The sequence below is a fragment of the Neobacillus sp. DHD-1R genome, assembly GCF_057747995.1.
This window is the reverse complement of record NZ_CM173232.1, coordinates 365,547-378,015: the sequence shown is the minus strand read 5'-3', so window position 1 is coordinate 378,015 and position 12,469 is coordinate 365,547. Positions and strand designations below refer to the sequence as shown.

At 36.0% G+C, this 12,469-nt stretch carries 10 protein-coding genes; 1 reads left to right on the top strand and 9 read right to left on the bottom strand.

Features of this window, described 5'->3' with window-relative positions; all coding sequences use genetic code 11:
- Positions 1-307: 307 nt before the first annotated feature.
- Positions 308-1,459 carry a non-hydrolyzing UDP-N-acetylglucosamine 2-epimerase gene (wecB, locus tag AC3ANL_RS01860; protein ID WP_488327593.1) on the bottom strand — a complete coding sequence of 384 codons (1,152 nt, stop codon included), beginning with the start codon at positions 1,457-1,459 and terminating at the stop codon, positions 308-310.
- Between the two features lie 46 nt (positions 1,460-1,505).
- Entirely contained in the window at positions 1,506-1,859 is a 354-nt protein-coding gene (locus tag AC3ANL_RS01855) for a triple tyrosine motif-containing protein (RefSeq protein ID WP_488327592.1), read from the bottom strand.
- 262 nt (positions 1,860-2,121) lie between these two features.
- Between AC3ANL_RS01855 and AC3ANL_RS01850 the strand changes: the two genes are divergently transcribed.
- Positions 2,122-3,771, top strand: coding sequence for a glycosyl hydrolase family 28-related protein (locus AC3ANL_RS01850; protein WP_488327591.1), 1,650 nt, complete (start codon positions 2,122-2,124; stop codon positions 3,769-3,771).
- A 53-nt stretch (positions 3,772-3,824) separates the two neighbouring features.
- Here AC3ANL_RS01850 and AC3ANL_RS01845 read toward each other — a convergent pair whose 3' ends face one another.
- The 7 genes from AC3ANL_RS01845 to AC3ANL_RS01815 form a co-directional block, all read right to left on the bottom strand.
- Positions 3,825-5,750 (bottom strand): SPOR domain-containing protein, encoded by a 1,926-nt coding sequence (locus AC3ANL_RS01845; RefSeq protein WP_488327590.1) that lies wholly within the window; start codon positions 5,748-5,750, stop codon positions 3,825-3,827.
- A 54-nt stretch (positions 5,751-5,804) separates the two neighbouring features.
- On the bottom strand, positions 5,805-6,836 hold the full coding sequence (locus tag AC3ANL_RS01840; protein ID WP_488327589.1) for a hypothetical protein: 1,032 nt from the start codon (positions 6,834-6,836) through the stop codon (positions 5,805-5,807).
- A gap of 30 nt (positions 6,837-6,866) precedes the next feature.
- Positions 6,867-7,589: a DUF6270 domain-containing protein gene (locus tag AC3ANL_RS01835; protein WP_488327588.1), complete on the bottom strand. Its 723-nt coding sequence runs from the start codon at positions 7,587-7,589 to the stop codon at positions 6,867-6,869.
- A 37-nt stretch (positions 7,590-7,626) separates the two neighbouring features.
- Positions 7,627-8,634: a serine O-acetyltransferase gene (locus tag AC3ANL_RS01830; protein ID WP_488327587.1), complete on the bottom strand. Its 1,008-nt coding sequence runs from the start codon at positions 8,632-8,634 to the stop codon at positions 7,627-7,629.
- 97 nt (positions 8,635-8,731) lie between these two features.
- Complete coding sequence (gene tagH, locus AC3ANL_RS01825) at positions 8,732-10,369, bottom strand: teichoic acids export ABC transporter ATP-binding subunit TagH (RefSeq protein ID WP_488327586.1); 1,638 nt, start codon at positions 10,367-10,369, stop codon at positions 8,732-8,734.
- Positions 10,370-10,383: 14 nt separating this feature from the next.
- Positions 10,384-11,187 (bottom strand): ABC transporter permease, encoded by an 804-nt coding sequence (locus AC3ANL_RS01820; protein ID WP_488327585.1) that lies wholly within the window; start codon positions 11,185-11,187, stop codon positions 10,384-10,386.
- Positions 11,184-12,461, bottom strand: coding sequence for a nucleotide sugar dehydrogenase (locus AC3ANL_RS01815; RefSeq protein WP_488327584.1), 1,278 nt, complete (start codon positions 12,459-12,461; stop codon positions 11,184-11,186). Before AC3ANL_RS01815 ends, AC3ANL_RS01820 begins: the two co-directional genes overlap by 4 nt.
- Positions 12,462-12,469 lie beyond the last annotated feature (8 nt).

Here is a 12,469-nt window from a genome sequence, read left to right as displayed (position 1 = left end):
AACTTACAAAAAAGCTGATTAGAGATCGACCCTAATCAGCTTTTTTTATTCATTACTACTTTCCAATTAGGGCGGCCCTAGTTTAAAAGGACTATTTATCGGGAAACCCTAAGAATACAATGTCTTTAGTCCGACAAAAAGCGCCTAAATCATTTTTTAAAAATGACATGTTTTTTGCTCTCGCTCACTTATTATGAAGGAAAGAGGTGATTATATGAGCTATTTAAAAATGATACTCATCATTCCATTGATTATTCTTTGTGCGGTCTTGGAAGCACCGATGATGTTACCATTAGAAGAAGATTAATTAAAGATCCTCTCCCAAATCCTTTGGTCTGTTCTTCATTACACCTTTATAGTATAAGATGGCTTCTACAATCCGTTTCGAAGCATGTCCGTCTCCATATGGATTCGATGCTTTTGACATCCTATCATGGGCTTCTTTGTTACTTAGCAGCTCATCAGCTAGTGTAAAAATAGTCTCTTCCTCTGTGCCGGCTAACTTCAACGTTCCAGCCTCAACCCCTTCAGGCCGTTCGGTCGTATCTCTAAGAACCAATACAGGGACGCCTAATGATGGAGCTTCTTCTTGGACACCGCCAGAGTCTGTCAGAATTAAATAAGCCTTAGACGCAAAGTTATGGAAATCAATCACATCTAACGGTTCGATTAAGTGAATCCGATGATTGTCACCCAGAATTTCATCCGCGATTTTTCGAACGACTGGATTCATATGTACAGGGTAAACCACTTGGACATCCTCATGTTTTTCCACTAATCTTCGAATGGCAGTAAACATATTTTCCATAGGTTTCCCTAGGTTTTCTCTTCTATGGGCTGTCATTAATACTAAACGGTCATTTCCAAGCTTCTCTAAAACAGGATGGGAATAGTTTTGCTTTACGGTTGTTTTCAACGCATCAATCGCTGTATTTCCGGTAATGAAAATATTCTCCTCCTGTTTGTTTTCCTGAGTAAGATTTCGCTTTGATACACTAGTAGGCGCAAAATGTAAATCAGCCATCACGCCTGTTAGCTGGCGGTTCATTTCCTCAGGATACGGAGAAAATTTATTCCACGTCCGAAGTCCGGCCTCGACATGACCAATCGGAATAGAATTGTAAAAAGCTGCTAAACTTGCTACAAAAGTGGTAGTCGTATCTCCGTGAACTAACACGATATCCGGTTTTGTTTCCTGGAGTACGTTATTTAATCCTTCTAGTCCGCGAATGGTGACATCTGTTAAGGTCTGACGATCTTTCATGATGTTCAAGTCATAGTCTGGCGTAATGTCAAAAATCTCTAAAACCTGATCTAACATTTGGCGATGCTGCGCCGTTACTGTCACAATGGGTTCAATGGTGTCTGGATGTTTTTCTAGTTCTTTCACAAGCGGTGCCATTTTAATCGCTTCTGGTCTTGTCCCGAATACGGTCATTACTTTTATTTTTTGATCCATTACGTGCTCCTTTGTTTAACAATATCGTTTAAATTTTAGCTTCTGCTCACATTTTTATAGTCTTTGTCGTTTTTGCATCAATCTTATCATTTTTATCCTTAATAAAAACTCTTACTTTATAAGCACCTTGTTTGCTTATTTTAAAGGTAAAATGAGAATCTTGTTTGTAGGGGAACTTTTTTAACAATTTATTATCCTTATATACATAAAAGGCATACGTTAATTGCTTTCCTTCCGCTGTTGTTACTACGTTAAAGTTTTTTGAATCTCCCTTATTGATCACAACTTTAACAATTTTGGGCTGATCTCCTTTAGATTCTTGCTTTGTAGTTGAATCCTTACTGCAACCGGTAATAACCAATAAAGCTATCATCAATAGAGTGAATAACTTTAATTTCATGTTTGACTCCTCCTCAGATGAAAAATGTATAATTTAAATTATACACAAACAATTCTACTGTTTAAAGTTTACTTCCCTTAGGGAGAAGTTATATAGTTTGAAGAAGAACATAGGATGGGTTCGATGAATCAGACCAATATCATACAATTACTGCATATAGGATATGTTAAAATAGGGCTTTTATCAGTGGAACTAACCTGTTTGCTATCCTAAAATAGGAATATTAAGCTAACTTTAACTCATGGGAAGGATACATTAAAAATTGAAAAAAATACCTAATAAGGCATATGTTCTTTTTATACTTATTTTAATACTTATCATTATTTCCATTATTCCTTTTGCAAAGCCATCGGAAGTTAACGACCAAACGCAAACGGAACAAAAACAAAAAAGTCCAACAGTGAAATTACACTCATTTATAAACGTAAGTGATTTGGGAGCCGTTGGTGATGGAAAACACGATGATACAAAAGCCATCAAAAAGGCCATTACTCGTGTGAAAAACGGCGGGAATCTTATCTTTGATTCTAGTAAAACCTATCTTATTACAGATACCATTTTGGTCACAAAGGATATCACCTTTACTACCAATGGACAAAAAAATGCTACTTTATTAATGGGCAGTAACAATTCAAAAAAACCGGTCCTTTATTTTAAAGGAAAACTAAAAAGCACTATTCAAGTCAAAAATAGTGCTCTGAAAACAAGAGATATGGAAGTCAAATTGCCCAACATTAAAAATGCCAATTCGAATGATCTGTTACTAATCGAAAGTAATACACCTTGGTATTTCGAACCGCGAACAGGTACAGAGAATTTACATAAAGGTGAACTGCATCGGATCAATGGGTATAATCAATCCTCATTGTTACTTGCAGAGGGAATCTGGGATACCTATAACTCAGAGACAGAAAATATCCAACTATCATTAATTGACCCTATCAAGGTCAACATTGAAAAACTCAACGTTGTCCGTTTGCCTTCTAACAACCGCACGGTAGGGATTAAACTGGAATATGGAGTGAATAGTTCCATTAATAAAGTAAACGTCAAAAATTCGACAGCTGTTGGAATTCACGTAGTGAGCAGCTATCGGACAAATATAGAAGATTCCTTTGTTACCGGAGCAAATGATAAATATAGCGGCTATGGAATCCAGACATATGGAAGCTCATATTCAACTATAAGAGATAATCGAATAACAGGTTCCAGAAGGGGAATCGATGTATCCGGAACTTATCCGGATTATTACAGTACTGTTGAATTTAATAATGTTTTTGGCGGCGGTAAAAATGAATTAGGCTTAAATTATTTAACCGAAGATACACAATACGGTGTTGGGACACATTCAACGGCGAATTATACTGTATTTAGAGGAAACGTAGTAGCCAATCTCAATTATGGGATCAATATTAGAAGTGCGAATGTCACAATCAAGCAAAACAAATTCTTAGGATATTTTAAGGGCTCGTCTATTATTCTTGCTTATGGAAGAAATGCTTCCATCATAGACAATGAAACTATTAGCGGAAATGATATTCCACAGTTTGCTTTACACAATGATCTTCCGAAGAATATTACAGACTTTACTGCTAAAACCTTTCTTACGGTTAAACGATCCTATGACCTAAACAATAGTATGTTTCAGATTAAAGGAAATAAGGCTCTAGATGTTTCAGGAGAATTCATAAAGTTTATAGATACAAAGGGAATCAAGAATGACCAAATCAAAAATCTTCACGTTACCGATAATGAAATCAGGCATACGAACCGAAAGAATAGAGAACCGTTTTATTTTATTAATTCCGATTTCCCTATTAAAGCAAGCCTGAGTCAGTTTAGTAATAATACACTTCTTAATCCTTTAATGAAACAGCAGAAGATTGTCTCGAAAAATTTCATTAGCCAATAATAGCACAGAAAGAGGATGTCCCAATAGGGTCATCCTCTTTCGCTCATTTCTTGTTACCGATATTGAGGAACATCATAATAAAGTGTATAGTTATCAATCAATTGATACAAATTATAAATACTATATACTTGCTTATTGGCCCAAGCGATATCGGTTGCATATTGATGCCACGTTGCAACAGGATTCCATCTCATTTTGTACAGTGTATCTTGCTGGAAGGTGTCGTTATAAATATAGCCTTGGCTGATTAATTGCGCTCCGCCAATGATGGCTGCTTCAGGCGTAAACCACCCGTTTTCATAGGCTTTTTGCGCCCCGCAGGAAAGGGGGCAGGAGTCATATGCTCCGTAGCCGTACATATTATAAACAATTCTGCCATTGTATTCTACACCGTTGGCTAATGGAGATACCCCATTACCTGTTTCTAATAAAGAATGTGAAATCAAGTACACTTCATTCACATTATACTTCTTAGCTGCATCAATAAAGGCTTGTCCTTTTCCTGCTAGGATTCCTTTACCATTCAGAATTTTTTGATTGACCTCAGCGGCATTTAGGTTAGCTGACTGAGAAAGCTTTAAAAATTGGAAATAATCCTTGCTGTCGATTGAAAAATTGGATGGATTAAGATACGCTGTTACATCAGCCTCATTTGCATTTTGCCAGGTTAGCCGCACTTCAACCCAATCTCCTGTCTTACCGATAACTAGGACACTGTCACCCGTGTTTAATTGTTCAACCACAGGTCCGCTCGTCGATGGTTCGGTCCTTAAGTTAACCCCATCAGCGGTGATGATTTGCTTATCCATATCTACATAGGCGGCATATACATACCTGGGTTCATTCCGATGTAGATCGGTTTGCGGATATAAAGCCATTTGTTTATCCAACATACTGCTTAAAGAAATGCGATAATCCGTGTACATTAGCTGTGGTCCTTGTTTCGTTTTCACAGCATTCGAATACCAGCCATAGAGTTGATACATTTTTTGTGTCATGGCCGAAACTTGGTCATAACCAGCAATGTCTTTCATCACGATTCGATAATAGTTTTGTATATTTCCAGTCTCATAATAGGTTACGGACCAACTACGACTCTTAAAAAACTTGCGGGCTTGATTCACTTTGTCCAGTCCAAGTACAGGCAGTGATTTGATTTGATAGCGATCATATCCGATTCTTCCAGTAGATTGATAGGTTACGGACCAATTATTACTTTTAAAGAATTGGCGGCCTTTATTAACCAGTGTCATCCCCATCACTGGCTCGGATTTGATCTGATACCTCTCATACCCTGTTTCTCCCGTCGATTTATACGTAACCGACCAGCTATGGTTTTTGAAAAAATCCCGGCCTTTATTTACCAGTATCATCCCTAAAACGGGGTCAGAAATAATTTGGTACCGATTGTTTCCAATTGGAACATAATTGGCGTTAATATGTGTAGCTTCTTCAAACTGTTGGAGTACATCTTTCACTCGGGTCTCGCCTGAAAAACCACCACTGATGATTTGATAATAGGTTTGTTGATTACCAATACCATAATAGGACCCGTTGATCCCGGTTGCTGTTTTAAATTGCTGAAGAACCTGTTTAACCTTGTCCTCTCCAGAGAAACCACCCGTTATTAATTGATAATACTCTATGGGCTCTCCTAATCCCGTATAAAAGGCTGGTATATTCGTAGTTTTCTTAAACTCCTCAAGAACCTTCTTCACCTGTTCTTGACCCGAAAAGCCGCCCGTTACGATTTGATAATACTTTTCATATTCCCCTGTTGTTTCGTATTGTCCACTCCAGCCAGTATCTTTTTGCAGTTGGCTAAGCGCGGACCGTACCTTTTCTTCTCCGCTGAACTTTCCAGTTTGAATGGTATAGGTTGATAAATCCGTATAGGCTTCAGAACTATTTGGAAACCAGAAGATTAGAAAAAGGGGGAGGATGATGAAAGTAACTAGTAAATAATGTCTTTTATTCATAAATTCCCCTCTTTCATTATTAAAATATCATAGTATTTCTAAATTTCCAACTATTTAAAGCTTAACTTCCACTAAATTAGTTCCGATTTTCACCATTCCAAGTTCATTTCGAATATAAATTCTAACTCGATACTTTCCGGATTGACTGATCGGTAATGTAGATGTATTTGCTCTACTGTAGTGTAGTTTTTCAAACGGTTCGTTCTCTTGATCCCGAAAAAAATAATACGCATATCGGACAGTGCTATCACGCTTTAAAGTATCGGCAATTTGGCACGAAACCTTAAGTTGATTTCCCTCTAGTTCTAAAAGAGCCTGCGAAGCAGTGACTTTCCCCGTTATTCTTGATAGTTGATTTAGAAGAAAAGGTGTATAATACTGACCAATTAACCCATGGTCGGAATAATCCTTCACATCTAAACGATAAGGAATTCTATGTTTCTCTAGATTTTCAATAAATGGTTTTCCATAATTTAAAAAGTGATGATCTCCTGCTCCACCATGAATATTATATTCTGTGTTTTTTCGAGGATTAGAGAAAATTTTATCAAAAAACCGATTCAAATAACGTCGATCATTTTCTCCGTTCCCATTAGTTATTAACGGCAAAACAGTGTTTTTCGTATAATCACCCAACCAGAGGTAATCCCCCACTTTTGTTTGCATTCCCCCTGCGATTACATGACCCAAACTGTATTTCATTCCAAAATATAAAGCAGCCGTTCCGCCTTTACTTGATCCAATCGTAATCGCGTTTGACATCGGAATTCGTAATCTGTTTGCAATATAATTAATCAGTGCCATCACGGTTACTTCATAATCTAATGATTTATTCTTTCCAATATAATAGCAGGGATGCCCTTCGTAACTATCTAGGATAAACAGCTTATGACAATTGAAATCTTTTAGTTGTTTGACATAGTTATACCTTGCTGGTTCACCACTTGATTCCTTTCCATTAAACCCCGAAAATCCTATAATCAAATGATTGGATGCTTCAGTTGCAGGTGAAAAGTAATACTTAATCGGCAGTGCACCATTAAATATTTTTTCATTTTCTTTAATCATCTCTGTTATGGAAGACACTTTACCCACCCTTTATATGTTCTCTCTCTATTATTCTTCTTGATTGATGATGCCTTGCAGTTGGCGAAGAAATTCCTTATAATAATCCTCTTCAAAATGAAAGGGTGATTTTCCCCAGCGATGCATTTCATCAGAACAGTACTTTCCATTTAGGTCTATCACATGGATACCCGCCATCTGATCTTCCATAAAGGAATAATATGTGTTTAGTAACTGATTATTTTGTCTAATTTCCTCGATATTTTCAAACTCTTTAACTTCCCCTGTTTTGGTTTTATATTTCTCCTGCCAGAAAACCTTGTGCAATATGATTGTATTTGCACTAAACTTCTTTTGCACATCATCGATAAATAATTGTGCTTTTTCAAACCACAAATTTTCCGGAAGACTATGACGATTTAGAACAGCAGCCTGATCTACTGTTAATTTAGCGTTTATGAATTCCTTTGATCTCGTGATATAGGGGCCGCTTTTTATTTTGATGAGATTCATTCTTTCATCAATTAAATCAATAATAAAATAATCAGAGGACGGATTCTGTATATATCTCCTGAACATCTTTTGCAAATCATAATAGACCATTCTTTGTTGGAATTTGGAAGGAAGGTTAATGGCCTCTTCCTTAATGTTTAGTGGTTTTGAGTATTGGCTTATGATAGAGGTACGGGCGAAATACTTATTGATTGTATATGGATTTTCTGCCGCAAATGCATCGCGGGTCACACAACTGCCGAAAATATCTACTTTTACCACTAAAAATCCTCCTTTATTTGAAACATTACATTTTTAATTACTTGCTGACATATCCCTTATATTTTTCCATTTCCGTACTAATAATTTTTGCCGGAACACCTGCCACGACACAATTGTCAGGAACATCCTTTACAACAACCGCATTCGCACCCACAATGACGTTATTACCAATTTTCCCGCCTATACACTTTGCTCCAGGAGAAATAAACACATTATTTCCAATAACGGGCAGTTCCCCTCTTGCACCAATTGTGACGTTTTGACCAATGATACAATTCTCTCCGATTTTTGCTTTCGTATGAATGACCACTCCAATCCCACCATAGCCAAATCTAGTACCTTCACCAATTTCTGCTGTATACGGAATAATAGAGTTAAAGCGAAAATGAATAAAGCTTTTAATAATATTTGCGCCGTTTATTACCCCATTCAAATAACAAAACCTTGATATCTTATATAACTGGAGCAAGCTTAGGTCATACATGGTTTTTGTTACTAAATTATCGGGAACAAATCCCGACGTAAAAATATCAAGTTGGTTATCTAGATTTTTTGAATAGTGATCAGCATAAACAATTTTTACGTTTTCTAGTTTTTCTACATCAGCGGAACTGATTATTTCTACTCCAAAAAATGATTGACCCCATTTTTCCTCGTCCTCATCAATAAAATACGAGACAGTATATTTAGATTCCAGGATTGCTTTCACCATTGCTCCCATTCTAGAGACACCATAAATAGCAATTTCAGGGTTTTGCACCACAATCCCGTTATCCCGAAAACCATCAAACTTAAATCTATTACTTGTTTCTACTAAACTATTTTTGTCCTTATCCCTAATGTAAACACGTACAGAATAAATTCCTTTGTCATTCAGATTAAATACCATTTGGGGACTATTAGAATACGGCTGCTTTTCAATAATTTCATGGTCTTTGTAAAGATAGAAAGCATATTGTAATTTTTCACCCTTAGCCACACAATCTACTCTTAATTGAAAGAAGTTCAATAAATGCGTATGTAATTTTTCAATTTTAATAGCCACTCTTTTATCAAATCCTCTTGAAAATATGTATGTTACATCCCTTGCTTATCATAAAATTTATATTAAAATATCCCCAAGTTTTTGATCGGGGATATTTTTATTTCATTTCAATTGTTAACGAACCGTCAGATTTATTGTAAATAATATTATTTTTCTCGGTAACGACAAGACCATAATTTCCTTTTTGGTCTTTTAAGACTGCATTCTCACTTAACTGATTAAAATCTGTGGAGTTTGTATCTACATCTTTCACAATAACAGCATTAGACATCCCATTATTGATTCGATATTGGATCTTACCGTTTCCAAATACTAATAACTTTTCATTGGAATTCTGTTCAATTTCATCAGTCAACCCACGCAAATCTGCTTTAATATACTCTTCTTTAGAGTTTAAATAGGCTAAATAAAATTCGTATGTTTCACTAAACACTTCTGGAGTAACAGGCACAATCTCTCTCATTGTTAGCTTACTCACAGCTTCTTGATTACTCAAAAGACTAATATTCTTTTGATCCGTATAGCCTTCTGTCCCATCATCCAAACGAATTTTATAAAACTGGTCCGCTTTCCCTAAAACCATTACCTTTTTCGAAAAATCCAAAGATGTTGCTATGTTTTTTTTTTCAATATCTTTAAACACTTTGATTTGATTCTCTTGTACAAACCCTTCCTGATTAACAGGACGTATTTTTTTTGGCGTAGTTTTCGATTGAACCGCTTGTTTTACGTCTAACTGCTTTTCAGTTGATTTAATCGCTTTTGGAACATCAGCAGCAGAATGAAGTCCATCATTTAACAACATATACGCACTAATCATCAGGCACAGAAATAAGGCGGTTAAGATTATATTTTTCCCTTTCTTTTCGGGAGTCTTTTTCTTTTTCTCTGACCTTGTCTGCAGCATGTCTGGATCACTTTCCAGATTGTAAGTCTTATCAGCAGGCAATAATTGTTTTGCCATCATTTCTCGTTTATATTTTTTCTGCTCTTCTGTACTAAGACCTTTATGCCAGGCAATATAATCCTTATACGCCCTTATAACAGGTCCAATATTTCCAAAGTTCTCAATCTTCCCGTGATGCAGCCAAATGATTCTGTCACAAAAAGACCGTACTTGAGAGATGGAATGACTGATAAAGAAAATTGTCTTTCCTTGCTTTTTGAACTCCTCCATTTTGGCTAAACATTTTTCATAAAATGTTTCGTCTCCCACAGATAGAGCCTCATCGATAATTAAAATATCAGGGTCCGTATGAACGGATATAGCAAAGCCTAATCTCGACTTCATTCCACTAGAATAGCTCTTGACCGGCTGCCTAATAAAATCGCCTATATCCGCAAATTCAAGGATTTTCGGCGTGATCTCTTTAATGGTCTCTTTCGTTAAACCATGCATTAGGCATTTTAATTCTATATTTTCAAAACCTGTAAGGTTATTATTCAAACCAGCAGAGATGGCAATTAGCGATGTTTCACCATTGATTGAAATGTTTCCGGAAGTAGGTGGTATCACCTGTGCTAATAAATTAGATAGCGTTGATTTACCAGAACCATTTACACCGATAATTCCAATCGTCTCTCCCTCAAACACTTCAAAAGAGATATTTTTAAGCGCATAGAAGGTTTTATTTTTTTTCTTTTTTGTCGTAAATAAATCGACTATTTTATCTAATTTACCCTCATACAGAGTATAGGTTTTTGTCACATTTTCAAAAACAACTTTTGGCTTCATCAATAAGCCTCCGATTAAATATAATCTACAAATTTATTGCGGAATTTTACATGTAAATATGAACCGAGGAATAAAATAAATAATGTTATACTCCAAAAATAAGCTGTATAGGTTAATTCGTGGAAGAACCATCCTCCACCCAGCAATGTATGTCTAAATCCTTCTATTAAGTAAAAGATTGGATTCAATTTCAATATATTAACATAGAATGTTGGCAGGTTTTCCATTTTCCACACTATTGGCAGGAGAAAAAACAACATTCTCATTCCCGATTGGATCATCAATTGAAAATCCCTAATAATGATCGAAATCGTAGAAAATAACAACGCAACAGAAAATAGAAATATAAATAAACATAGCAAGTAATAGGGAAGCTGCAGCAAATAAAGTCCTGCATTTATTTTATTTACCACCAGTAATATCAATAAAATCAGCATCATACTAAAAAAGCTAAAACTATTTGTCATCAGGTTAACCGTTGGTAAAATGCTGACAGGAAACTTCATTTTTGAAACTAAAGTTATTCTTGTATATATACTATTCGACCCTTGCAAAATAGCTGGGCCAATAAAAAACCATGGGATCAATCCCACTAAAAGCCAAACCAGAAAAGGAGTATCCCCAACCGGAGACCCCTTTCTGATTCCAAAGCCAAACACAAACCAATATAATGCTATTTGAAGGACTGGGTTTAAAATTTGCCATAACCACCCTAAATAGTGCAATTGATATTGGCCTTTAATATCATAGATGGCTAATCTAAAGATAAGGTGAACATTTTTAAACTGTTCATTTATGACTTGAAAGACAAATTTCATACAGTAAGAGCTTCCTTCTTAATTGCTTTGTATAAATTTCCAAAGTTTAGATACTCTACATCAGTAGGAATCATTTTCACTACATTTTTTGTATCAAAGATTCGTTTATTTGCCATGCCTTCAAGTTCTTCTGATTTTAATTCCTTAAACTCATTGTGATCTGTTAGGACAACAATTAAATCGGACCCAGCTACTGCCTCGTCCATATTCTTTATTACAAAGTCCGCTGATACATGCGGGTCGTAGGCACGTACATTATATTTTCCTTGGGCGTCTAACATATGCAGAATTTCCATTGCTGGACTTTCACGGATGTCATCGACATTCCCTTTATAGGTTAATCCAAATACAGTAACGGTCTTTCCATCTACATTAGCCATTAATTGATCGATATTTTCTACCACAAACTCTGGCATTGAAGTATTAATTGATCTGGCTAGATTAATTAATTTAGCTTGCTCAGGTGCTTTAGCTACAATAAAATATGGGTCAACCGCTAAACAATGTCCTCCAACCCCTGGTCCAGGTGTATGAAGATTTACACGTGGGTGCTTGTTCGCCATTTCAATAACCTCAAGTGCGTTAATATCTAATTCTGTACACACTTTCGTTAATTCATTTGCTAAGGCAATGTTTACATCACGGAAGGTATTTTCCATTAATTTCGACATTTCTGCTGTTCTTGCATTTGTTTTAATAATTTCACCTTTAACAAAAGTGCTGTAAACCATTGCACCGGCTTCTGTACATTCAGGAGTAACACCGCCGACAATTCGGTTATTATTAATTAATTCATGCAGGATTTGACCTGGAAGAACACGTTCCGGACAATGCACAAGGAAGATATCTTTCCCAACAACAAAGCCAGCTGCTTCGACGATTGGTTTTACATGATCATCCATACTTCTTGGAGCAATCGTAGATTCAACGATTACCACGTTCCCCGTTTTTAAATATGGAAGTACTGATCTAACCCCGCTCAATACAAAATTCAAGTCACATGATTTATATAAATCATCATTATTTGGTGTTGGAACCGAAATAATAAACGCATCTGCTTCTTCTGGTACGAGTGATGCACGGAAAGTTCCCTTTGCAATTACTTCCTCCAAAGCCTCTTGTAAACCTGGCTCTTCAATATGAATAAGACCGTTATTTAACGACTCTATTACTGCAGGCTTAACGTCAACACCTACAACATCTACATTGTGTTTCGCAAACATGATCGATGTTGGAAGACCAATATAGCCTAAACCAATTGTACAAATTTTCACAATTAAAC

Bases quoted from the DNA above. Each gene is read 5' to 3' on its own strand.
- AC3ANL_RS01855 (WP_488327592.1), bottom strand. From the start codon at position 1,859: ATGAAATTAAAGTTATTCACTCTATTGATGATAGCTTTATTGGTTATT.
- AC3ANL_RS01820 (WP_488327585.1), bottom strand. From the start codon at position 11,187: ATGAAATTTGTCTTTCAAGTCATAAATGAACAGTTTAAAAATGTTCAC.
- wecB (WP_488327593.1), bottom strand. From the start codon at position 1,459: ATGGATCAAAAAATAAAAGTAATGACCGTATTCGGGACAAGACCAGAA.
- AC3ANL_RS01845 (WP_488327590.1), bottom strand. From the start codon at position 5,750: ATGAATAAAAGACATTATTTACTAGTTACTTTCATCATCCTCCCCCTT.
- tagH (WP_488327586.1), bottom strand. From the start codon at position 10,369: ATGAAGCCAAAAGTTGTTTTTGAAAATGTGACAAAAACCTATACTCTG.